Source organism: Paraflavisolibacter caeni, assembly GCF_025628885.1.
Taxonomy (GTDB): domain Bacteria; phylum Bacteroidota; class Bacteroidia; order Chitinophagales; family Chitinophagaceae; genus Flavisolibacter; species Flavisolibacter caeni.
This window is the reverse complement of record NZ_JAOTIF010000001.1, coordinates 777,402-801,818: the sequence shown is the minus strand read 5'-3', so window position 1 is coordinate 801,818 and position 24,417 is coordinate 777,402. Positions and strand designations below refer to the sequence as shown.

Annotated in this window: 21 protein-coding genes and 1 riboswitch; of the genes, 11 read left to right on the top strand and 10 right to left on the bottom strand. The window is 43.6% G+C overall.

Annotated features, from left to right (window positions below):
- Position 1: 1 nt before the first annotated feature.
- Both OCK74_RS03335 and OCK74_RS03330 read right to left on the bottom strand, forming a co-directional pair.
- On the bottom strand, positions 2 to 772 hold the full coding sequence (locus tag OCK74_RS03335; protein WP_279295573.1) for a threonine/serine exporter family protein: 771 nt from the start codon (positions 770 to 772) through the stop codon (positions 2 to 4).
- A 144-nt stretch (positions 773 to 916) separates the two neighbouring features.
- Positions 917 to 1,657, bottom strand: a complete 741-nt coding sequence (locus OCK74_RS03330; RefSeq protein ID WP_279295572.1) for an HD domain-containing protein — start codon at positions 1,655 to 1,657, stop codon at positions 917 to 919.
- A gap of 149 nt (positions 1,658 to 1,806) precedes the next feature.
- Between OCK74_RS03330 and OCK74_RS03325 the strand changes: the two genes are divergently transcribed.
- Complete coding sequence (locus OCK74_RS03325) at positions 1,807 to 3,399, top strand: NAD(P)/FAD-dependent oxidoreductase (RefSeq protein WP_279295571.1); 1,593 nt, start codon at positions 1,807 to 1,809, stop codon at positions 3,397 to 3,399.
- Positions 3,400 to 3,428: 29 nt separating this feature from the next.
- Here OCK74_RS03325 and OCK74_RS03320 read toward each other — a convergent pair whose 3' ends face one another.
- Positions 3,429 to 4,427, bottom strand: coding sequence for a zinc dependent phospholipase C family protein (locus tag OCK74_RS03320; RefSeq protein ID WP_279295570.1), 999 nt, complete (start codon positions 4,425 to 4,427; stop codon positions 3,429 to 3,431).
- Positions 4,428 to 4,504: 77 nt separating this feature from the next.
- On the opposite strand from OCK74_RS03320, the gene OCK74_RS03315 reads away from it, so the two are divergent.
- A complete protein-coding gene (locus tag OCK74_RS03315; protein WP_279295569.1) occupies positions 4,505 to 5,446 on the top strand; it encodes an ABC transporter ATP-binding protein in 942 nt (313 codons plus the stop codon).
- A gap of 49 nt (positions 5,447 to 5,495) precedes the next feature.
- Positions 5,496 to 6,818 carry an ABC transporter permease gene (locus OCK74_RS03310; protein WP_279295568.1) on the top strand — a complete coding sequence of 441 codons (1,323 nt, stop codon included), beginning with the start codon at positions 5,496 to 5,498 and terminating at the stop codon, positions 6,816 to 6,818.
- A 6-nt stretch (positions 6,819 to 6,824) separates the two neighbouring features.
- Here OCK74_RS03310 and OCK74_RS03305 read toward each other — a convergent pair whose 3' ends face one another.
- Positions 6,825 to 7,550, bottom strand: a complete 726-nt coding sequence (locus tag OCK74_RS03305) for a TrmH family RNA methyltransferase (RefSeq protein WP_279295567.1) — start codon at positions 7,548 to 7,550, stop codon at positions 6,825 to 6,827.
- 17 nt (positions 7,551 to 7,567) lie between these two features.
- Here OCK74_RS03305 and OCK74_RS03300 point away from each other — a divergent pair, with 17 nt between their 5' ends.
- Complete coding sequence (locus tag OCK74_RS03300; protein WP_279295566.1) at positions 7,568 to 9,946, top strand: BamA/TamA family outer membrane protein; 2,379 nt, start codon at positions 7,568 to 7,570, stop codon at positions 9,944 to 9,946.
- 105 nt (positions 9,947 to 10,051) lie between these two features.
- Here the strand turns inward: OCK74_RS03300 and OCK74_RS03295 are convergent, their stop codons facing one another.
- From OCK74_RS03295 to OCK74_RS03275, 5 genes are all read right to left on the bottom strand, one after another.
- Positions 10,052 to 13,447: an ATP-binding protein gene (locus OCK74_RS03295; protein WP_279295565.1), complete on the bottom strand. Its 3,396-nt coding sequence runs from the start codon at positions 13,445 to 13,447 to the stop codon at positions 10,052 to 10,054.
- Entirely contained in the window at positions 13,419 to 14,015 is a 597-nt protein-coding gene (locus OCK74_RS03290) for a DUF4194 domain-containing protein (RefSeq protein ID WP_279295564.1), read from the bottom strand. The genes OCK74_RS03295 and OCK74_RS03290 overlap by 29 nt, the downstream gene beginning before the upstream one ends.
- A gap of 46 nt (positions 14,016 to 14,061) precedes the next feature.
- Positions 14,062 to 15,528, bottom strand: coding sequence for a DUF3375 domain-containing protein (locus OCK74_RS03285; protein WP_279295563.1), 1,467 nt, complete (start codon positions 15,526 to 15,528; stop codon positions 14,062 to 14,064).
- 113 nt (positions 15,529 to 15,641) lie between these two features.
- The gene (locus OCK74_RS03280) at positions 15,642 to 16,673 is read right to left on the bottom strand and encodes a sialidase family protein (RefSeq protein ID WP_279295562.1); all 1,032 of its coding nucleotides are present in this window, start codon (positions 16,671 to 16,673) and stop codon (positions 15,642 to 15,644) included.
- 57 nt (positions 16,674 to 16,730) lie between these two features.
- Entirely contained in the window at positions 16,731 to 17,579 is an 849-nt protein-coding gene (locus tag OCK74_RS03275; protein WP_279295561.1) for an NAD(P)-dependent oxidoreductase, read from the bottom strand.
- An 89-nt stretch (positions 17,580 to 17,668) separates the two neighbouring features.
- Positions 17,669 to 17,757: riboswitch (TPP riboswitch) on the top strand.
- Between the two features lie 47 nt (positions 17,758 to 17,804).
- Here OCK74_RS03275 and thiS point away from each other — a divergent pair.
- The 7 genes from thiS to thiH are packed head-to-tail and all read left to right on the top strand — an operon-like array spanning position 17,805 to position 23,730.
- Positions 17,805 to 18,008, top strand: coding sequence for a sulfur carrier protein ThiS (gene thiS / locus OCK74_RS03270; RefSeq protein ID WP_279295560.1), 204 nt, complete (start codon positions 17,805 to 17,807; stop codon positions 18,006 to 18,008).
- Between the two features lie 37 nt (positions 18,009 to 18,045).
- Positions 18,046 to 19,893: a phosphomethylpyrimidine synthase ThiC gene (thiC, locus tag OCK74_RS03265; RefSeq protein WP_279295559.1), complete on the top strand. Its 1,848-nt coding sequence runs from the start codon at positions 18,046 to 18,048 to the stop codon at positions 19,891 to 19,893.
- Between the two features lies 1 nt (position 19,894).
- Positions 19,895 to 20,494 (top strand): thiamine phosphate synthase, encoded by a 600-nt coding sequence (locus tag OCK74_RS03260; RefSeq protein WP_279295558.1) that lies wholly within the window; start codon positions 19,895 to 19,897, stop codon positions 20,492 to 20,494.
- On the top strand, positions 20,473 to 21,228 hold the full coding sequence (locus tag OCK74_RS03255; protein ID WP_279295557.1) for a hydroxymethylpyrimidine/phosphomethylpyrimidine kinase: 756 nt from the start codon (positions 20,473 to 20,475) through the stop codon (positions 21,226 to 21,228). Before OCK74_RS03260 ends, OCK74_RS03255 begins: the two co-directional genes overlap by 22 nt.
- A complete protein-coding gene (locus OCK74_RS03250) occupies positions 21,218 to 21,859 on the top strand; it encodes a thiamine phosphate synthase (RefSeq protein WP_279295556.1) in 642 nt (213 codons plus the stop codon). Before OCK74_RS03255 ends, OCK74_RS03250 begins: the two co-directional genes overlap by 11 nt.
- The gene (locus tag OCK74_RS03245; RefSeq protein WP_279295555.1) at positions 21,837 to 22,613 is read left to right on the top strand and encodes a thiazole synthase; all 777 of its coding nucleotides are present in this window, start codon (positions 21,837 to 21,839) and stop codon (positions 22,611 to 22,613) included. The genes OCK74_RS03250 and OCK74_RS03245 overlap by 23 nt, the downstream gene beginning before the upstream one ends.
- The gene (gene thiH / locus OCK74_RS03240; protein WP_279295554.1) at positions 22,600 to 23,730 is read left to right on the top strand and encodes a 2-iminoacetate synthase ThiH; all 1,131 of its coding nucleotides are present in this window, start codon (positions 22,600 to 22,602) and stop codon (positions 23,728 to 23,730) included. The genes OCK74_RS03245 and thiH overlap by 14 nt, the downstream gene beginning before the upstream one ends.
- A gap of 66 nt (positions 23,731 to 23,796) precedes the next feature.
- Here thiH and OCK74_RS03235 read toward each other — a convergent pair whose 3' ends face one another.
- Entirely contained in the window at positions 23,797 to 24,405 is a 609-nt protein-coding gene (locus tag OCK74_RS03235) for a hypothetical protein (RefSeq protein WP_279295553.1), read from the bottom strand.
- Between the last annotated feature and the right edge of the window lie 12 nt (positions 24,406 to 24,417).

Below are 24,417 nucleotides of genomic sequence, written 5' to 3'. Positions count from 1 at the left end.
GTTAAGCTTTATAAATGAGGAAAGAAGTAAACAGGCCAAGGGCAATTGCAAAGGCCAGGATCAATCCATTTAATCCCCGTACGAGGCCAATTTGAAGATTGCCATCGATCATATCAGAAAATGCGTTGATAAGCGGCACTCCTGGTATTAAAAAGAGAACGCTGGTTGCAAATGCCGGTTCATGACCTATACCAAACTTTATTGGCAACCCGGCAACAAGCGTAGCTGCAAGGGCAGCTAAGTAAATGCACAGGTAAGTATTAAAGCCCTTTTTAACCGTTTCCTGCCGTACAAATAATCCTACCATCGAGGCGGTGAACGTAATGAACATGTCCGTTATGTCACCTCCATTCAAACGGCAAAAAGATGCACCAGCTAATCCAATCAAAACAAGGATCAGCCAGCGTGGATAATGTGGTAAGGAAACCAAACGATCAAGCTCGGCCCGAATCTGCTCCACACTCCATTTTTCTTCTACTACAGCCCAGCTCATCCGGCTGATCCCTGAAACTACTTTAAAGTTTGCGCCATGTGGAGAAGTTCTCTTCAGACTGCTAAAGAATTCATCGCTACCCTCTTGATGAAGGCTCAGTAAGATGGTTCTGTGCGAGATCAGCAGTTCTGTTTTGTATCCAAATGATTCTGCTATGCGGTTGATGGTAATCCTGATCCTTCCGGTATTAGCCCCCGAGCTCATCAAAACAGCCCCTATATTGAGGAGGGTCATACCTAACTCCTTTACCTCAGTTTGTGTATCTGAACCTGGTATCACGTTGCATGAGTTTTAGACAATGCAAAACTAAGCAGATAGTTTAGATACCAGTTTGATGAGAATCAATTGGGGAAGAGACTTTGAATATTTCGGATGTGGGATTTCGGATTTCGGAGTTTTATAGTTTGGGGTTGGGGGTTGGCGTTAGAGGCGGATGTCCTTTTCTGTGGGGATGGGTAAATCGATGTTTAAGTTGTTGAAATAATTTGTTTTTACTTGTTTAAAAAACCAGACAACGTCGGTCAAGTTCCAATGGCCATGGGTATCTGCCAGTTTAAAGAACAAGAGATACATCAATCCTACACCAGGCCTTGTATCCACATTATCGTTCAACTCTTTCCATCGTTTGGTAGTGGGCAGCTTGCCTGTCCGCATCCATTCACAGAACAAGCCATAGGAAACATCATGTTCTTCGATGACGGAATAGATGCGCAATTTTTCTATAACAGACAAGAGGGTTTCGTTTTGCAGTATTTCAATAGCAGCGTATAAACTCACGATAGAATGCCTCTTTATTGTAAAATGCTTGTACAAAGGATGCCTCACCAGCTTTGTCTTATCGCATTCTACTTTACCGATATCATGCAGCAAGGCAACAATCCTCAACTCATCCATGAGCTTTTGCCGGTCTATATTCATGCGATCCAAAATATCAAACAGCTTTGACTGGAAAGAGCTTTGCCTGCGATGAAAAACTTTATATATGTTTTCAGTAACTGCAACCAGGTGATCGGATAACATTACACCGTCAACATTGGAATAATGGCTATCGACACATTGAGTTGCCCGTGTCCACCAACCAGATTGAAGAATTTTTTCAAACAATACATCCTCCCGTGAAAGAGTTTGAACATTGTAAGAGCGATTGTAGTATCCTGGCAGCATGTTAGTTAGGTTATATGGCTATGCCAATAAAACTATAAGTAATGTCAATACCAAAACCTGATTTTGGTCAGTTCCCTTTTCCTGTCCTATTTTCGTATTATTGGTTAGTATTTAGCTTGTTCGAAGCATAACACATAGAGAGACCGCACATGCAGCAGAAAATAGTCATCAAAGTATTACCCTCCGAGTCAGAAGATCAGCAATTGCTCACGCAGATTGCAGCCCAGGCGTGCAGTGTGTCGACTGACCGGATAACAGGCTATAATATTTTAAAGAAATCCATTGATGCCCGTTCCAGGCAAATCTGGGTTAACCTGACCCTGCAGGTATTTATTGATGAACCCTTTCATTCCTTACCGCTCATTCCGCTGGAATTACAGGATGTGCACCATGCTAATAAAAGGGTTATTGTTATTGGTGCAGGTCCTGCAGGGCTGTTTGCAGCTTTGCGCCTGATTGAGCTGGGCATTCAACCCATTGTGCTGGAAAGAGGAAAGGATGTAAGAGCACGCCGCCGCGATCTTGCCGCCATGAATAAAGAAGGTATTGTGAACCCGGAAAGCAATTATTGTTTTGGTGAAGGCGGTGCAGGAACATACAGTGATGGCAAGCTGTATACCCGAAGTAAGAAACGTGGCGATGTTCAACGTATCCTCAGCATTCTGGTACATTTTGGAGCAGAAGAAAAGATACTGTATGAAGCACATCCACACATTGGTACCAACAAGCTACCGCATATTATTACAGCCATACGAGAAAAGATCATTGAATGTGGCGGCAAGGTGTTGTTTGAAAACAAAGTAGTTGACTTTATCCTGGAAAGAGATGAAGTAAAAGGTGTGCAGACAGCAGATGGGGAAACGATCACAGCCAGCGCCGTTATTTTAGCAACAGGCCACTCGGCCAGGGATATTTTCCACCTGCTGCATTCAAAAGATATTCTTATTGAATTCAAACCATATGCTTTAGGTGTACGGATCGAACATCCCCAGTCGCTGATCGACTCCATACAGTACCACACACCTAACAGGGGCGAAGCTTTACCTCCAGCTTCTTACAGTCTTGTACAGCAAGTAGAGGCCAAAGGAGTGTTTTCGTTTTGCATGTGTCCTGGTGGTATTATAGCGCCAGCAGCTACTGATGTAAATGAAATTGTGGTGAATGGCTGGTCGCCCTCCAAGCGCAATAATCCTTTTGCCAACAGTGGTATGGTGGTCACGGCAGAAAAGGCGGACCTCGCCAATTCCAGTGAGTTGAAAAAATATATCAAGAAAAACCATTTGCCCGCTACAGAAGCACTATTAGGGCTCTACTTCCAGCAAATGGTGGAACAAAAAGCATATGAAGCCGGTGGTGGGAATCTGGTTGCGCCAGCCCAGCGTATGACAGACTTTGTGGCTAATAAAACATCTGCTTCTCTCCCGATCTGCAGTTACTTGCCGGGCATTGCCTCTTCCGACTTGCGGCAGGTATTGCCCCCCTTTATTCACAAGTCGCTGCAGGAAGGCTTTAAAGCCTTTGGGAAAAAGATGCAAGGCTACCTAACCAATGATGCAGTGGTGGTAGCAACAGAATCCCGTACCTCTTCGCCAGTGCGTATCCCGAGAGACAGTATGACATTGCAGCATCCACAAATTAAAAATTTATATCCCTGTGGCGAAGGTGCGGGTTATGCTGGTGGTATTGTTAGTGCGGCGATGGATGGAGAAAAAGTGGCGGAGAAAATAGGAGTTTGGAGTTGATGGGGCAACTCCAAACTACAAACTATGAATTATTCTTTATCAAATTGTTTGGCGAGGAGGAGGTCTTTTTCTATTAACTGATTCTTTTTATAGGCTTTCCATTCAGCCTTCATTTTCTTTTTTACTTTCTTATCGTTTGCATTGGTCACTAATGATTTCAAACCGGGTTTGCCTGCATCTACCCAGCAGGTGTACCAAAAGTCGGCATTTAAATGAGCAGCCTTGAGTAATTGCTGGTTCACTGTATTGCCGAGGCGTTTGTTGTAAGCTTTAGCGAATTCAGTAGTATATACTCTTGACATTTTTCCATAACGCATTTGCATGCGGAATTTGGCTGAATCTTCAAGTCCTCTGGAGGCTTCTATTTCCTGCTGGAAAACATCTTTGAGTAAAACATTCGCTTCACGGGCTGCCTCCCAAATTGCCTGTTCAGGATTTTTTAAATATTTCGCTTTATGTTTTTCATTCAACTCAAATTGGGACAATTCAATTTCAGGTATGGTGCTTTCCCATAAGCTGTGTAAACCTTTCTGACCGGTGAGCTGACCATCATAGTTCATGGTCGTATGCAACGGGACATGTGCATCTGCAATATAGTGCCCCATGTCAGCAGCATAAAATAAGATGCTGTCCTTATTCTCCTGTTTAAAAGCATTTGTCAATCTTTCTTTCATGACCATCACCCAGTAAGGTACATATCCGTATGCGAGCAGTGTGTCTTTGGAGTATTTTGCTACTGCATTATCCCATTGGTGTGGCATCACCCAAAGAGCAGAATCACCATAAGCTTCAGCGTCGATATAATGCTTGGGCTCTTCACTCTTATCTGAATTACGCCGTTGATCAGGTCTCACAGAATTTTTTACCAGGTAGTCCATATTTTCATAAAAAAAAGGGCGCATGGCCTTTGGCAGTTGGTAAATGGCCAGTTGATTGATCGTGCGGTGTGCCAGGAAACCCCAGCCGGAAAGGAGTACTGTTCCTAAAATAAAACAAACAGACAATAAAAATCGCTTCCCTATTCTCATTAGTGTACTTTTACGCGAAGGTAATGGGAGCGAAATGTAAAATGTAAACAACCTAAACTACAAACCTTACATTCATAATGAATCTTTTAGAAGCAAACCATCTAAAAAAATACTTTGCGACACAAAAGGCCGTAGATGACATCAGCTTTTCTATTGAAGCTGGCAGCATCTTCGGGCTGCTTGGACCCAACGGCGCGGGCAAGACCACCCTGCTGCGCATGATCACCGGCATTTTTTATCCCGATGAAGGCTCTATATTTTTTGAAGGAAAAGCATTCGACCCTACAAAAGACCTGGCCAAGATTGGCTATATGCCAGAAGAAAGGGGATTGTATAAGAAGATGAAAATTGGTGAGCAGGCTTTATACCTTGCCCAACTAAGAGGACTCAGCAAAAGTGAAGCCATGGCAGGTATTAAAAAATGGTTCGAGAAACTGGAGATGCAAAGCTGGTGGAATAAAAAAGTGGAAGACCTGTCGAAGGGTATGTCGCAGAAGTTGCAGTTTGTGACCACTGTTTTACACCAACCTAAACTGATCATCCTTGATGAGCCCTTCAGCGGATTAGACCCGGTGAATAGCAACATCATCAAAGATGAAATTTATAATCTTGCCCGTGGAGGTGCTACGATCATTTTCAGTACACACCGGATGGAGCAGGTGGAAGAGATCTGTGATCATATTATACTGGTGAACAAAGGCCAGAAGATACTCGATGGCAGTGTGAAGAATGTGAAGCAGCAATTCAAACAGCATCTTTTCAGAATAGGTTTTGAATCAGAAGCCAATGGACCTATCAGTTCAGCTTTCGAAGTGATCAAAAACAATCCTGATCATTCCCTGACGGTAAGGATCAATGAAGGGCATTCACCCAATGATGTATTGCATCATTTTTTACAACAGGGAGACAGCATTATTTCATTTAACGAGATCCTGCCTTCGTTGAATGACATCTTTATTCAGTTAGTAGAAGGGACTGCACCGAGCAGGCAGTTTCAGAGGGCGAATGGTGAATGGTGAATGGTCAATGGTGAATACAATTTTTATTATTAAAACTTTTTCATAGAAAATGAATAAGACATTGCTGATTATACAAAGGGAGTATTTGAGCAGGGTTAGAAAAAAAACATTTATTCTTTCCACGATCCTTACTCCACTACTGTTTGTTGGATTAATTGCAGCAGTAGTTGCGATCACAGTGAATAATGCAACCAACGAGAAGGTAGCAGTTGTTGATCCCGGCGGCATTTTTAAATACAGCCTGCAAAGCAGCGAACAGGTTACTTATGACTTCCGTAAAGATGTAGACACCAGCAATTTTTCATCTAAGGGATATTCGGCTGTATTACTGGCGCCCAACTCAGAGATGAACAAATCATCCAACTTCAAGATCGTGTCGCATAAGAGCCTGAGCAGGTTTGCCAACGACCGGATCCACGACGATATCAGTAAGGCATTAGAAAATAACCTGATTAGCCAGCAACTGAAGATCGACCCCTTGTTAATCGATTCACTCAAACACCAGGCGGAACATGTAGGCATTGAGGCCGTGAAGACTGATGAATCGGGCAACCTAAGCAACAGCAACTTTGATGTAGCCAGCGGCATCGGGTATGTCACGGGTTTCCTTATCTATATTACTCTATTCATTTATGGTGTCATGGTGATGAGGGGTGTGATGGAAGAAAAGACCAATCGTATTGCCGAAGTGATCGTATCTTCTGTGAAGCCATTTCAATTGATGCTGGGAAAGATCATTGGCATTGGAGCTGTTGGTTTAACGCAGTTTTTAATATGGATCGTTTTGATCTCATCGCTCAGCGCGTTGGCAGCATCGTTCATACCGCCAGATGTTTTGCAGCAGGTGCACGATGCACAACAGCAGATCCCTGGTTCGGCAACACAAACATCAGAGGCTATTAATAAACTGGCCAGTGCACAACAAAGCCTGGCTACCATTAACTGGGGCTTGCTGGTTGCCTGCTTTATCTTTTACTTCCTGGGAGGCTACCTGTTTTATGCTGCTTTATTTGCAGCTGTAGGCAGTGCAGTGAACGAAGATGCACAGGATGCGCAAAGCCTTACTTTCCCTATAACCATTCCAATTATCCTGGGCATTATTATCATGATCAACTCTATCAATGATCCGGGCAGTTCGCTGGCAACCTGGGCGAGCATCATACCATTCTTCTCCCCTATTGTTATGATGTCGCGCATTCCATTTGGCGTGCCTGATACTGTTCCTTACTGGCAATTGGGATTGTCCATGATATTGCTGATCCTTGGATTCCTGTTTACAACCTGGGTAAGCGCCAAGATTTACCGTACAGGCATTTTAATGTATGGCAAAAAACCCACATGGAAAGAAATGATCAAATGGTTGACGAGGTAAGGAATATTATCCCACTAAATGTGATAAAATAATCCCGGTAGCCACTGCAGCATTCAGCGATTCAGCTTCGCCCCTCCTGGGAATGGTAATTTTCTGAGTAGCTAATTGCATTGCTTCCGGGCTTATCCCCTTTGATTCATTGCCAATGATCAATACTCCATTTCCAGCTTTACCGCAATCATAAAGAGACGTACCATTTAAAGCCGCAGCATATTTGGGAGCCTGTTCATTTTTCAGCCATTGCAGGTCATGATCGTAATACACATTCACCCTGGCTATGCTTGCCATGGTGGACTGAACCACCTTTGGATTGTACCTATCGGCACAGCCTTCACTGCATATAATATCTTTAATGCCAAACCAATCGGCTATACGTATAATAGTGCCCAAATTGCCAGGATCCTGGATAGTGTCCAGGTAAAGACAAAGCTGGTCTGAAGCTGAAGGCACCTCTGGTTTAAACTGCCTGAGGACAGCAATCACTTCATTGGGTGTTTGCAGCTGGGAAATCTTTTCCAGTGTCCGTTCATCAATCTCTTCATATTTTATTCCCTCTACAGGGTGTTGCTGCAACCAGTCTTTTACCGCGTAAATCTTTTCAAAGCGTTCGGGGATCAATTGTACCAGTTCTGAAACGATCTTTGGGCCTTCAGCAGTGAATAAGCCGGTTTCCTCCCTGAATTTTTTGTGGCGCAAACTTTGAATATCTTTAGCCTCTTTTTTACTAAGCATAGTTGGGTTTTAACATTATGTTTTATTCTTGGGTAAAGTCATACAGGCAATCACTTTTGATCTACGTACCGCTAATGATGCTCATCATTGTTTCATCCTGTACGATCATAAAAGGTTATCCTAAAAACAAACCTTTTATTTACCAAACTAATATCCATTTGAATGGCAAGTTTACTAAGGATCAAAAAAAGGAGCTTGAATCAGAATTATACCAACAACTCCATGACAGCATCATGGTACGTTCCGTGCGCAAATTTAACCCTTTAGGAATTTTCACTTTCTTTCTAAAAAAAGGCCCCCGTCTTATATATACAGAAATTGTAAAGCCTGCAGTGTTTGATAGCCTAAATGCAGAAAAGTCGAAAACATTTATGGCGGCGAAACTACATTCACTGGGTTATTACCGCGACAGCATCAGCTATGATACCAGCCTGCAAGTAAGGGGAGTTCAGAGCCGGACCACTGTGAATTTTCATGTAACACCGGGCCACCTCTTTTTAATAGATTCGGTTTTATTGAACCTTGCCACTGACACCGCCAGTAAAAATGATGACACACTTCAAAAAATTACGCTGGATGCGCAGAAGGAATCCCTGTTGAAAAAAGGAGAGGCATTCGCCATGCCGCTCATATCTACAGAATTTGACCGGCTGACAGATGTTTATCGCAATAATGGCTACCTGCGATTTTCCAGGGAGGAACTGCTTGCTGTCTGGGATACTGTTGGACTGGCCCTACTACGGCCCACATTAGACCCGATTGAGCAGGCAACACAATTACAAGAATTGAGACGCAGAAGGGAGAATCCAAGTGCCAGCGTGGAAGTACGCCTGCGTGAAACCGAAGACACGACCCGCCTTACACGCTATTATGTAGGGAACGTGGTTGCTTACCCGGACCTGTCCATCGATACAGCCACGCTGGTCCCATTTGAAACTTATTTACAAGACTATAAAATTATATCTTACCGGAACCTGTTTAAGCCCAAATTAATAGCACGAAATATTTACCTTAAGCGTGGAGACCTATACAGCCAGCGCAACTACCTGCATACAATAAACCGGTTTAACTCTTTGGGTGCCTGGAGACTGGTGAGCATCGATCAAATACCGAGAGATTTTTCTGATACAGTTGATTTTAGAATCAACCTAACACCAGCTAAAAAATACCTGTTCAACTTTGATATAGAAGGTAGTAGTAACCAGCAGAACAAGAATCCTTTTATTCCAACAGACTTGTTAGGCGTTGGTGCGAATGTCGGGTTGCAAAACCGCAACTTTGGCAAGGCATCTAACCAGGCCAATACAGGTGTGCGCTATGGAATTGAGCTCGAATCGAAAGACAAATTTATCCAGACCAACCAGATTGCATTAATCAATACTGTTGCGTTTCCACGCACGATCCCTAATTTGAATTTTATTCCCAGTCAATGGAAGGAAAATTCCAAAACAATTTTTGCGCTGAATGCATCCAATGTAGACCGTAAAGATTTTTTTAATTTGACTGCTTTCAATACTTCCTGGGGTTTGTTGTTTAACTGGAAGAATAAACTCCTTGGCATCAAATTACCAAATATTGAATTAACATTCCTCGATCGTGATTCATTACTTGAAGAACTTATTAAAGATAATAAATCATACAGTTATATTTTCAATGACGGGCTGGTTACTTCTTCCATCTACACCTTTTCACAAACCACTGCCAAGAAAACTGTAACCAGTGTCAAGCAATTTAATTTAGAACCATCCGGCCTGATCCTGGGCATGTTTAAAAATAAAACACTGGACAGTAGTCTTTACCGGTTCATCAAGTTGGATGCGGAGTTCAGGCAAACACGTAAATTAGGGCGTGATGAATTTGCATGGAGGGCCTTTGCAGGTGTTGGATATGAGTTGCCATCCACACATAACCGGAACAACACTTCGCTCCCATTTTTTAAACAATACTATGGTGGTGGCTCTAATAGTATGAGAGCATGGGCACTGCGCAAGTTGGGGCCGGGTTCAACGGTACAATCTTTTGACCAGGATGTTGCACCGGAACGATTTGGAGATATTCAATTAGAAACGAATGCCGAATACCGCTTTTTCATCACAGATATTGGAGGAGTTCTCATCAACAGCGCCTTGTATACCGATATTGGTAATGTCTGGTTTTTGAGAGAAGCGCCAGGCTTCCCCGGAGGTGAATTCAAATTCAACAAGCTTTGGAAGGACCTGGCCATTGGTACAGGTACAGGACTACGTATCGACTTTGGCTTTTTTCTTGTGCGGCTAGATTATGCTTATAAAGTAAAAAACCCCAGCCCTGATACTATTGAAGCCCAAAACAAATGGTTTTATAATTGGAAGCCGCTGAATGGGCAGTTGCAGTTGGGGATCAATTATCCGTTCTAATGGTGAATGGTCAATTGTGAATGGTGAATGGGGCATAAAAAATGACGAATAAGAATCAGGCTTTACTACCTAAACTTATTCGTCATTCGAATTTTTCTTCATTCATCAGGCTGTTGCCTCTTCCATCTTCTCTCTTAATTCTTTTACAGTCATGTTGTAGAGTACGCTATGCCTGTTGGCAACACGCTGTACCAGGTGAACGTGGGCAATGAACTCCTGCACGATCTGTATTTTATCGCTGGGGGTTACCACCAGCAATTGCAAATGCAACTGCTTACAGAGTTCCATCAGGTAAGTTGCTTTTTCCTCATCCTGGTTACTAAAGCTTTCATCTACAGCAATGAAACGGAGGCTTTTGGAATTCTTGCCTTCCTTGGTAATACCAAACTGGTAGGCAATGGCACTACATAAAATTGTATACGTTAATTGAGCCTTTTCACCACCTGACAATTGTCCCATCTGGCGATAGGTTTTCTTCAACTCGTTGGTGTTGCGGTAAATTTCATCGGTCCAAAACTCAAACCAGTTACGCACATCCAATACACGGGCCCTGTAGGCTTCACTCTCATCCAGGCTGGCAACGAGCGGTTGCACTTTATCCCTGAAGTGAGCCGACTTTTCTTCAAAGCTGCTTTGCTGCCAGTTGGCTGCCTGTGGCAAGGCTTCCAGCAATTTAGAACGGAACTCTTTAACGGTTGTATCCATGACATTCCGGATACCTAATTGAATAAAGGTATCGGGTAAGCGGTTGAAATTGATACCAGCCAATGAGCTATTCAGTTTGTGAATACTGTTCTTGATCTCACGCTCCCACTTTTCCATTTCCTCATTCAAACCACCGATCTTGTAAGTGATGGTAATGTTGATGTAGTTATCGAAATCCTTCTTGTACTTAGGCAGGTTTTCATTTTCCAGTTTACCCAGCCACTCAATGTATTCTTCTGCAAAAGCAGGATCATCGGGCAGGTGGTGCACATCTCCGTTCCAATCGGGGAAACGCTGTTGAATTGTAATGGAAGGTGATTTAATGCGACTGATGCTCTTTTGTAAAGCACCTTCTTCCTTGTGTAAACTTTCCCTGAGTTCGCCTACTTTTTTACTGATGGCCGATCTCAGTTCATTATACGTTTCATCAATAGTTAGCAAGGTCAAAGTGGCGAAAGCAGATGCGTATTGTTGCTGAAACTGCAGTAGTGCATCTTTGTCTTCGTCCTTGATCAATTGTAACAAAGGCTGCAGATGTTGCTGTTGCTGTTGCCATTGCTGCAATTGATTTGTGGTTAAAGATTCGTCCCTGATCAATGCTGTTCTTTCTTCATCTTTAGAAGAGAGCTGCTGTTGAATCGATTCCAGCTGCTGGGTCAATGTTTTTAGCTGGTCGTTACTTTCACGCAGGCTTTCAATTTGCTGTTGTACAGCATGAATGGACCGCTGCACGCTACCAGCATCCATCAAGGCAAAACCTTCGTGTTCCTCAATCTTTAATATAGCATAGGACTGTGATTGTAATCGTGCAGCCTTCCGCTTACAACGTTCAATGGTTTCATTCGACTGGCGAATGGTTTCCAACAAGACGTCTCTTTTGGTTAGATATTTGGCTTTCTTTTTTTCGTTGTTCCAACCCATTACATAACGGCCCGGATCATTTCTATCCGGACGGTCATCTTTCTCATGGCGGTCACGGTTCTTCACCAATCCATTGATCGTAATGGCCCTATCGTAGCGATCCAGTTCCGATTCATCATCTATGCAGAAATAATCAAAGCTTTGAATGATCTGCTGTTGTACCCATTCGCTCAGCCTGTGCTCAGGATGGAATTCCAGTTTCTCGTAAACAGTACCTTCATCTGCATAGGGCAATAACACGTCGTCAAATACCTGGTAATAAACCAGGCGCGAACGCAGGTTGGTATTGTTGACGTAACGGTTTACTTTTTTATAATACTTTTCAGGTATCAGCAAGCGTAATGAAAAGCCGTGCAGCAATTTTTCGAGGGCTGCTTCCCAATGTAATTCTTCTGCACGTACCTGCATCAGTTCACCGGCGAATGGCAACTCTGAGATATCTATTTTCAGTTCCGTACAGATCTCCCTGCGCAGGTTCACCAGGTGTGAAGGAATGTTGTTCTTTGATTGCAGCAGCGCATTCAACTCCCGCTCAACGTCTTCTTTTTCTTCAGAAGCCTTGCGCAAAACATTTTTAGCTTCAAAGTCATCTTCTTCGTTCAGGCGCTGTTCTCTTTCTATGCGGTGTTTCGCTCTGCGGGCCTCTCCAACAATACGTTTATAGGCGGCCTCGTCAGCAGCAACGGTTTCTTCCAGACTCAATGCAGTGCACCATTCCGAGAATTTCACATAATTGGATTGTACCAGCTGCAATTTATCATTCAGCGATTTGATCTCCTGCTCCAGTTCTTTCAAACGCTGGCCTGCTTTATTCTGCTCAATCTGGTTGCGGGTAGTACGTTCCTTTTCAGTTAATTCAGCGATGGATTCCTTGATTGCAGACAATTTATTCTGAATCTCTCTCAGAGATTGCTCCGCCTCATCAACGGCAGTATGCAGCAATTGATTCTTCGTATAACCGTTCCAGATAGCCGCTATATCTAACTCTCTTTGAGATACATCCAGTTGTTGTTTGTAAGCAGCATATGTCTGGTAATGCAATTCCAGTATCTTCAACAGGGAGATTTGCTCTTCGGCCTTTTCGATATTCCTCTGAGCATCCAACAAAGTGTTCAGGTGCTTTTTCAACTCCAGGAACTGCTCTTCCATGTTGCGTGGCTCCAACATGTGTGTGCGGATGAATTCATCCAGGTTGCCCAACACCTTGATACCAACGGTCTGGTTGAACAGGCTAAGGGCCTGCAGGCTTTGCATACCGAGCACATCAGTCAGACGCAAAGCGTATTTGGAGGCAGCATCAAACCATTCGATCTTCGGCTTGCCGCCATTACGGTTGTATTGCAGATCCATCCTGCGCTTCCATCCACCACCCAGGTCAAATGGAGTAAAATCCTCTTCAATGTGCAGCAGTGTATGTGCGACGGCAAATACCTTTTTCATCTCCCCGCCGCTGAAATAACGAACCTGGAACAGGGATACTTCCTGGCCAGCCTCGTTAGAAAAGGCAGCCATCAGGATGCTGTAAGCCTCCTCTTTATTTTCACGCAGGTATAAGGTTTTAGTAGTGCTGCCGTTCTCACTATTGATCGTACCGTAACCACCCAGTACATAGCTCTCCTCAGTCCGGTCGCCTTTTTTCTCGCTACCAGATGACTGGTTGTAGAAGCGGTACTTTTTTTCGGGTACGATTAGTGTCAACAAAGCATCGACAAACGTGGTTTTACCACTACCATTGGCACCTGTCAACAGGGAAGTCTCACCCAGTGGCTTAATGACGTGCACATGCTCGTCGAAAGTACCCCAGTTATACACTTCCATATATTGTAAACGGAAACCTGACTTCTGGTTATCCGTGCTGAATACGCTCAGTTGCATAGTCGTTTAATTGCTGTTTAAATTGTTCTAAAACCTCGCTGTCCACCTTTGCTTTGATGATCTTGCGGATGCGGAATTTTTGCTCGTCGGCCAGCTCACTGTTGCCCATTTTATCGAGGAAACCGTTTTCTTCAGCTTTATCGATCAGGCGGTCGAGTTCTTTGATGAACTTGACACGGCTGGCATTTTCTTTAAAGAACAGTTCTGCATACTCTTTGATCTCACGGCGTTTTTTCACCAATTCCCTGGTGGTTTCATCGCCGGTTTCAAACTCCGCCATCATATCGCGCAACAATACCAGCAGAATGCTTTCCTCGTATGTAAACGACCTCCTAACCATCCAGCTAACGGCAGCTTCCTCATCTTCTTCATTGGAAAAATGTTTCAGGTAAGCATAGCCGTCTCTTTCATCCAGAACCAGGGAAAGGCCCAACTGGTTCACAAAAGTTGTCAGCTCTGTTTTATACAACAGTAGCTTTTCCCAGTTTGATTTTTCCAGGTATTCTACCGGCCCTTTCAGCAATTTGATGAAGACCGGTGTAAATGGTAGTATTTTATTGTTGACCACGGATTACAGGATTATATATGGATGAATCAAATTTTCTTTTTATAGATTAGCGATTGAACAACAAATAGGGTACTTCTATAAACTTGTTACTCTCGCTGTTCAAGGCAATATGTTCGCTCATGCTACTCATGATCTGCGCCTTGCCTCCTTTGTCTTTAACAAAAGAGAAGTAGGCAACCACTTCTGCCACGCCATATTCCAGTCCGGTGATTTCGATGATCTCTCTTAAAGTAGCTGTATGCTTATCTTTTAATATATCTTCTACGTTCTGCCACAATTTTTTCTTATCCACAAAAGGAGCATTCAATAAGCGGCTGAAACGAGCCATATCTTCAATCGTCTCGCTACCGCTTACCGGTTGCCTTACCATTGAAGGCATGTTTTTAGGTTCCTGCTGCAGCCTCCTGTCCATGGACAACCTGATTTCTGCAGCTCCTTCCACCTGAATACTGCAGGGAACGCTATCGTTGTCCATTAATTGCAGCACCAGTTCCTTGATCCCTCCAATTTGCTGCCGCAGTCTTTTGTGTTGCGCCATTTCCTTTTCCGTGATAATACGGCTTAATTTTTCTGCCATTTTATCATTGGCCTCATACACCACACGTCCCTGCTCCAGCAACATGGATTTGATGTTGTCCAGGAAGTAGTAATCAGAATCAATATTCCTCAATTGGAGCAATTCCAATAACTGGCTGGTCAGTTGCCGCCATTCCACCTGCCCTGCTCTTGAAATCAGGAAGTCCCAGAAAGCATAGAAACTGCGTCCCTGGTTGCTGTTGCGCAGGGCATCATAGGCGTCGAAGGCATAGCCAACAATAGCGCCCTTATTCACTTCGGCTTTCGTGTGTTGTTCAACGATGTTGCGGTGGATCTGCCTGAAGTTGTCTTCTACTTCGCGGAAGTCGCCCAGCAGCTCGTAACAGAGGCGGGTAAACATTTCAAGGCGTTCTGCTACCTGGGCATTGCTGTATACTTCCACGGAAGCACCATGCTCCAGGGCGTTGATTTCCCTGTCGATGTCGGCACGCTTGCTCTTTAATTCTTCCAGGCGTTTGAAACGGTCGTCTTCAGTTTTTTCAACTATATCATGGAGTGAGTTGAACAGCATTTTAAACCGGCTCTCCGTTCCCACGAAGTCGCGACGGCTAAGGGTTTGCAACCACTGGAACACCTTTTCCGTATGTGCACTCAGCTGGTACATGGTTGTGCCGTCAGCTGCGGGAAAGTCCTGCAACAGTCGTTTTTGCACCCAGTTGAGCAGGTATTTGCGGGCGCGGCTTTCCTCATCCTCACCAAACTCGATCTTCGCTTCTTCCCAGTCTTCTACGCCTTCATTTTGAGAACTAAGGGCTTCGGCTAGAAGTGTAGTCAATGAAAATTCAGGCAGGGAGAAAACAGATTTTTCCTTGAACACCTTGTACAAAAAAGGCAGTACCCAATGCGCATTGCGCAAGCGCAACATGTGCAATGCCGGGGCGGTATCGAACAAAAAGCTGATGTCGGAGCCTTTCATGGTATTTTATCCAAAATTTTGGGCGGGCAAAATACAGTTTAAGACATTGCGAAATGGTATTTGCGCCAATTGTGTGGATAAAAAGATGAGTTTGTGGAATGATGGTGGATAAGTTACTTACCTGCTTCAAGCACTACATGTTTGATATTCTTTCTATTGTAAGTATACGTAATATGAATTTTCCCATCTTTTGCCTGGATTACAGCCGGATAGCTAAATTCTTCATCCGAACCGTTTTCCAAAATGCATACATCTTTCCAGTTCAAGCCATCTTTAGAAACAGCCACATTCAGTTTTTGGCGATTATTCCACCAGTCCTTACCCTTGACCGTTGGATTGTAAACAATCAGCTGTATTCCGTTTTTTAATGTAACAGCATCTGTCCCGGAATTTGGATTTGGCAATTCTGACCGGGATAAGGCCGTCCACTGATTACCATTATCCTGCGACCATGCATAAACGACTCTATCCTGGTCACTCCTGCAAACGATCTGCAAGCGCTTGTTTGGATATTGTAGAATGCTCGGTTGAATTACTTTAAACTTACTATTACTATCTACTGGAATGATTTTCCAGGTTTTACCTAAATCTGAAGATTTCTCAATATGCACCTTCCAGGTATTATCAGTTTCCACACTTGAAGGGCTCAGTATCGTACCATCCGCCAGTTGGACAGGCTTATTTTTGATAGGGCCCAAAACGCCCGCAGGAAGCCGCTCGGGTTGATTCCAGGTTTTCCCATTGTCTTTCGAGGTGCGCACCATGCCCCACCATTCCCGGGGATTAGGCCCTACTTTATAAAAAAGAAATAATTGATCCTGTTTTGCTTTGAACAGCACTGGATTCCAGCATGGATACCTTAGTGTATCATTGATCACACCATCTGCAATGATATAGGGTTTTGTCCATTGGTTGTTTTGCTTAGCGGTTAACCAGATACAAACATCCTTGTCTCCTTCCCTTGAACCAGCGAAAAAGGACACCAGGATTTCACCAGGCGATGGTTCTACAATACTTGATGCATGACATGCCTTAAATGGACCATCATTCACAATGATCTCTTCACTCACTTTTCGAAAAGCCATTTGAGAAAACCCTGTTGAAAACATAAAAAGGGAAAGCACAGTTGCTACAATCTGTTTCATAAAATCGCAAAAGCTCATAACGAATTTAAAAATCACCTTTACTATTGACGAATGGTGTTAAGCAAACTCCTTCCCTACCACGGTCCAGTCATGGTTTCCATAACCTTTTGCGATCCATTGATCCATCAGGGCCGCAATTGCAGGAATGATCGCAAGATCCGTCCCGCCTTGTTGCGCAGCTTCCAGGAACAATTGCGTATCTTTTCTGGCCATAGCCAACTCCCAGGAAGGCTTTGTATCATCCCCAACGGTCATTCTTTTCAACCTGGCCTGCACCTGGGTACCCGGATTCCAGGATTCTAAGAGGGACATCAAATCATCTGTAGCAATGCCAAGCGCTTTTGTCAACGCAAGCGTGTCTCTTAAACCAATTGTCAAACACACCAGGAATGCATTGCCAACAAGTTTGATGGCCGCTGCTTTTCCCACTTCGGGTCCATAATGAAGCAGCTTGCCCGTCATTTTGGATAATACTGGCTCCAGTTGACCAATGATATCCTGGTCACCTGACAACAGAATAAAGCCTGTACCTTCCAATGCATTCACAGGACCCATGAATACTGGTGCATGTTGATAAATGAAACCTTTTTCCCTCCATTCCCTTGTTCTCCTGATCGCTCCTTCTTTTGAGGTAGTCGTATGGTCTAAAATAATAACACCCGGTGCAAATCCTTCACTGGCAGCTTCCAACACTTCGTCAACTGAGGCATCATCTTTCAATGTGAGATGAACCAGGCTTGCCCCTTTCACGGCATCCTTTACATCACTGAATGCCTTCGCTCCAAATTTTTCAAGCTCCAATGCTTTGGATGTTGTACGGTTCCAAACCTGCACTTGTTCACCCCTGTTAATCATGGCTTTTACAAAGTTGGAACCTAACAATCCCATGCCTAAAAATGCCTTCATATTGATTTTATTTTCTTGTAGCCTGCAAGTTTATGAAATAAAAATTTAAGCGGCCTGTTGCTGAGTTTTATCCATTACCCCTACATTTGTGCCAACTTTAGGGGTGCCGAAAGGCTGAGATGATACCCTCGAACCTGATCTGGATAATGCCAGCGAAGGGAAAAGTGATCCATATTACTTCGTTTCGTCCATTCCTAAAGTGTCAATTTTTAACCTTATACCGGAATGGAAATTCAATTGAATAATCAGCCAAAGAAAATCAGTCCCCATAGTTCGGTCCAGCAATTGTTGGATGAAGTAGTTGGTGAAAAGCAAAAAGGAATTGCTATAGCTATCAACAACACTGTCATCCCCAAATCTGCCTGGACGCAACATCTCATTCAATCCAACGACAACATTTTGATCATTAAAGCTACACAGGGAGGATAATACAGCTCCTCATCTTACCACTCACGAAAACATTGACATGAAAAAAACGAATGAAGTTCCCAAGCAGGAAGTGATCACGACCGCTCCGCTTCCCGGATCCAAAAAAGTGTATGTACCAGGGCAACTGCACAACATAAAAGTCGCCATGAGGGAAATTACACTTTCCACTACCAAACTTGCCAATGGCAAAACAGAAGAAAATGCGCCAGTAACTGTTTACGATACCAGTGGTCCTTACACTGATCCGGAGGTAAACATTGATATCAAAAAAGGCTTACCCCGGCTTCGTGAGCAATGGATCAAAGACAGAGGGGATGTGCATGAATTGCAGGAAGTAAGTTCCGCATATGGAAAAGACCGGATGAATGATGCCTCACTGGATCACCTTAGATTCGAGCATATTAAGAAGCCATTGATAGCAAAGGCAGAAAGCACTGTGACACAGCTGCATTATGCTAAAAAGGGCATCATCACACCTGAAATGGAATATATTGCGATCAGGGAAAACCAACGCATCGATGCATTAAAATACCAACTCAATGGCCAGTATGAACTGCTTACCCAACAACATGCCGGCAACAGCTTTGGAGCCAACACACCGAAAGGCCTGATTAGTCCGGAATTTGTTCGCCAGGAAGTAGCTGCAGGCCGTGCGATCATACCCAATAACATCAACCACCCGGAAAGTGAGCCTATGATCATTGGCAGGAACTTCCTGGTCAAGATCAATGCCAACATAGGGAATAGTGCTGTTACTTCCTCCATCGAGGAAGAAGTAGAAAAAGCAGTATGGGCTTGTCGCTGGGGCGCAGATACCATCATGGACCTTTCTACCGGGAAAAATATTCATGAAACAAGAGAATGGATCATTCGTAATTCGCCTGTTCCCATTGGTACTGTACCCATCTACCAGGCCCTGGAAAAGGTGAATGGCAAAGCAGAAGATTTAACCTGGGAATTATTCAGGGATACATTGATCGAACAGGCAGAGCAGGGCGTTGACTACTTCACAATACATGCAGGCGTATTGCTCCGTTATATTCCGTTGACAGCAAAAAGAATGACGGGTATCGTTTCCCGAGGTGGTTCCATCATGGCAAAATGGTGTTTGGCACATCATAAAGAAAACTTCTTATACACCCATTTTGATGAAATCTGTGAGATCATGAAAGCATATGATGTCGCGTTTTCACTGGGTGATGGCTTACGCCCAGGCAGTATTGCCGATGCCAACGATGAAGCACAATTTGCCGAATTAAAAACACAGGGCGAACTGAATCAAATTGCCTGGAAGCATGATGTGCAGGTAATGAATGAAGGTCCCGGTCATGTGCCCATGCATTTGATCAAGGAGAACATGGAAAAGCAACTGGAATATTGCAAAGAGGCTCCTTTTTATACCCTTGGGCCATTGACTACGGATATTGCTCCGGGTTATGATCATATTACCTCCGCAATTGGTGCAGCCATGATTGGCTGGTATGGCACAGCCATGCTTTGCTATGTAACGCCAAAGGAACACCTGGGATTGCCCAATAAAAAGGATGTTAAAGATGGTGTGATCACTTACAAACTGGCAGCACATGCAGCAGACCTGGCAAAGGGGCACCCGGGAGCACAATATAGGGATAATGCATTAAGCAAGGCAAGGTTTGAATTCAGGTGGGAAGACCAGTTCAACCTATCACTAGATCCGGATACAGCAAGGGCATTCCACGATGAAACATTACCGGCAGACGGCGCAAAAGTGGCCCATTTCTGCTCTATGTGTGGACCTAAATTCTGCTCCATGCAAATCACCCAGGAGATCAGGGATTTTGCAGATAAAGGCATGCTGGAAAAATCAAATGAATTCGCCCTGGGTGGTAAAGAAATCTACTCCTGACATGTTGATTGTAATTTCTGATGCAGCAATGATCCAAAATGAAGCAGAGATGATCAATGCCTTATTTAATGAAGGCATGGAAATCTTCCATTTGCGCAAACCGGAAGCAACTGCATCAGCATTGCAACAATTAGTGGAACAGGTAGATCCTGAACATCGGAGCAAAATATCCTTGCATGCGCATCATCATCTGGCAAGCATGTTGGGGACGATGCGCTTACACTATACTGAGTCAAAAAGAAGATGCAGTACCCAGGTGGAATGGCAGGCATTACAACAGGGTGGTTTTCTCTTAACGACTTCTATCCACCAGGTAGAGGAAGCAGATAATTTATCCTGCTGTTTTGCGTATGCTTTTTTGGGCCCTGTATTTAACAGCATATCAAAGCAAGGATATGAATCCACGATCTCAAAAGAAACAAAGCTTCCTTCACCAGGAACAAAGTTGATAGCGATTGGAGGAATCCGGGAAAACAACCTGGAGGATGCCTTGCAAATGGGCTTTCATGGTGTGGCAATATTAGGTTCAGTCTGGCAAAACAATGATCCGGTTAAAAGTTTCCGAAAAATAAAAAAAACATGGAATTCAATCGTCCTATAGTGTTGAGTATTGCAGGCCTGGATCCCTGTGGGGGTGCAGGTCTGCTTGCCGACATCAAGGTCTTCGAGCAACATGAAGTGTATGGCTTAGGCATATCAACGGCCCAAACTGTGCAAACAGAAAATGCTTTTTACTCGATACGATGGGAAAAAGATATAAACATCCTGGATGCAGTATCCAGGATGCTTTCCCATTACGAGGTTGCCGCTGTGAAGATCGGTATCGTACAAAACCTTGGATCACTACACCAGTTAGTTTCTGTGATTCATCAAAAAAGCAGCAACATCAAGATCATTGTGGATCCTGTCATTCGCTCAACAACTGAATTCAGCTTTTGGCAGCAGGGGGTTGATGAAATCCTATTGTACCAGCTATTACAGAATTTGGAATTGATCACGCCAAACTACAAAGAAATCGTTCAATTGGTAAATGAGACAGACGCCATAGAAGCGGCAAAAAAACTGTCTCAATACTGCAATGTTTTATTAAAGGGTGGCCATAATGAAGATGAACCCGGCGTTGATTACCTTTTTATGAAAACAGAAGTGACCAGGCTATATCCCGGCACTTCGAAAATATTTCCAAAACATGGGTCTGGCTGCATTCTTTCTTCAGCGATCGCGGCACAACTAGCCAGAGGCAATGATTTGATCACTGCCTGCAGAAAAGCAAAAAGTTATACGGAAAAAGTTTTATTAAGTAACTCTTCACTCTTAAGTTATCATGTTTTCTAAACTTCAATACATATCGCAAGGTAATACAGCCAATGAGCAAATAAAAAATATCCAGGAAGCACTGGATGGTGGCTGCACCTGGATTCAGTTGCGCTTTAAAAAGGCCCAACCATCAGAACTCCTGAAAGTAGCAGCAATTGCAAGAAAATTATGTTATGATCTCGAAGCCACTTTCATCGTAAATGACCACGCCGACATTGCAAAGGCTGTGCATGCAGATGGCGTACACCTGGGTTTGCAGGATATGCCTGTAGCGGAAGCAAAAAAGATCGTTGGTGATCAAATGATCATCGGAGGCACTGCCAATACTTTTGAAGATGTGCTGCAGCGCTACCGGGAAGGCTGTCATTATGTAGGTGTAGGGCCTTTCCGTTTTACGAAGACCAAGGAAAAGCTAAGTCCTGTTTTAGGGTTACCAGGTTATGAAATATTGATCAATAAAATGAACGCAGAGGGTATCAGTATACCTCTTTATGCAATTGGCGGCATACTGCCTGAAGATGTTGAGTCCATCATGCAAACAGGCCTCTACGGCATAGCCATTTCAGGAGCCATCACTCATCACGACCATAAAAAACAAATTGTTCAACAACTAAATTCTTCCTTGTATGCAAAAGCTTACAATAGGTAATTGCCAGTTCAATTCACGGCTTTTTTTAGGCACCGGCAAATTCGGCTCTCCACAAAGAATGGAAGAAGCTGTACTGGCTTCAGGAACAGAACTGGTTACTGTGGCCATGAAACGGATCGATTTCGAAACAGAAACAGATTCTCTGTTGGCACATCTGCATCATCCGCACATCAACTTACTGCCCAATACTTCCGGAGTACGCAATGCTAAAGAAGCAGTATTTGCTGCCCAACTGGCCAGGGAAGCATTGGAAACAAACTTGGTAAAGCTGGAGATCCATCCAGACCCTAAATACCTATTGCCTGATCCCATCGAAACTTTAAAAGCCACTGAAGAATTGGCAAAACTGGGATTTATTGTTCTCCCTTATATACATGCCGACCCGGTTTTGTGTAAAAGGTTGGAAGAAGCAGGAACAGCTGCAGTGATGCCATTGGGCTCACCTATTGGCAGTAACAAAGGGTTAAAAACATTTGATTTTTTAGAGATCATCATTGAACAAAGTAATGTACCTGTAATTATTGATGCGGGTATTGGCGCACCTTCCCATGCGGCTAAAGCAATGGAAATGGGAGCTGATGCAGTGCTGGTTAATACGGCCATAGCTGTGGCAGGCAACCCTGTACAAATGGCTTCAGCTTTTAAACTGGCTGTAGAAGCCGGCAGAATGGCCTATGAGGCCAAACTGTCTAAAGCAATAAAAGGTGCCATTGCCTCAAGTCCATTAACTGAATTCTTATATGATGACCTTTAAAGAGCATTTCGACCGCTATAACTGGGATGAAGTTGCTTCATCTATTTTGCTGAAAACGGAAGCAGATGTGGAAGCTGCTTTAGCTGCCCCCAGGCGTACACTGGAAGACTTCAAAGCCTTGATCTCCCCTGCCGCTGAACCCTACCTGGAGCGAATGGCCCAAATAAGCCACCAAACAACCCAAAAACGTTTTGGCAATACCATTCAGCTCTTCGCACCCATGTACCTGAGTAATGAATGTAATAACATTTGCACCTACTGTGGCTTTAGCTTTAACAATAAGATCAAACGCAAAACCCTTTCTGCCGCAGAGATCTTACAGGAGATCAATGAGATCAAAAAGCACGGCTTTCAGCATATCTTACTGGTCACAGGCGAAGCCAACCATACCGTGCATGTGGATTATTTTCTAAAAGCGATAGACATCATCAAGCCTCATTTTGCCAACATATCCATCGAAGTGCAACCACTGGAGCAGGATGAATATAAAACCCTTCATGAAGCAGGTGTTTACTCTGTGCTGGTGTACCAGGAAACCTACCACAAAGAAGCATACAGGAATTACCATTTGAAAGGCAAGAAGTCTAACTTCTATTACCGACTGGAAACACCAGACCGTATAGGCCGGGCAGGCATGCATAAAATTGGCCTTGGTGTGTTGCTGGGACTTGAAGACTGGCGCACGGATAGCTTCTTTTGTGCTTTGCACCTGGATTACTTGCAGAAGAGATACTGGCAGACAAAATATTCCATTTCTTTCCCGCGGATCAGGCCTGCAGAAGGTGTTGATATTACAGACCACCTGATCAAAGACAGGGAGCTGGTACAGTTGATCTGTGCCTACAGATTACTCAATGAAGATGTAGAAATATCTATATCAACAAGAGAGACTGAAAAATTCAGGAACCATATATTAAAACTGGGAACAACCACTATAAGTGCAGGCTCTAAAACCAATCCTGGTGGCTATTCTGTTGACCCCGACACTCTGGAACAGTTCGAGATCAGCGACGAGCGATCTGCCGCAGAAATGGCTACAATCATTGAAAAGCAAGGTTATGAACCAATATGGAAAGATTGGGATAAAAACTTCCAGTCCAATAAACTCTTTTCCTGAATGTAACAACCCTGGCATCTGTTCCCGGAGGCCAGGGTTGTACTTTATCCGGATTGGGAAGCATTACTACGACAACCCGAGCTCTTGATGTAAATTCTCGATCCACACACTATGTAACTTGCTTTCAATTTCACGAACTACACGGCACATTTCTTCCCACTCACTTGAAAAAGCTTTCAGTTGCTTTTCCATTTCTTCCAGGTGATTCTGTTCTTCAGCAATGATGTTGCGCACACTTACAGGACTCTTATATGCACGTAACACATCCTGGTAAATGGGATATAATTCATCGGCTCTTACTTCAATGGCATAGGTCACCAACAGGTAAGCTGCATATTTTAAACGCTCATGCTTCAACTCATGCTTCGATTTTAAATAGCGACAAACATCAATGTCCAATTGATTCAAATAAGCATAACTTGATTTAGGAGCTAACAGGTACTGCCATTCATAAGTAGGACATGCATCTTTGCGGATCTTTTGTATTTGCTTTTTCAAGTAAAAAGCATGCCTGGCTTCTTCTGATGCATGTTTTAAGATCACTTCATTAACGAAAATCGGGTGCTCACACTTCTTGATCTTTTTGGCTCCTACATTTTCCATCATGGACAATGTATTCAGCCAATAAGCATGAAGTTCAGGCTGCTCAATGATTTTATGTAATAGTGCTTGCATGATTAGTGTTTT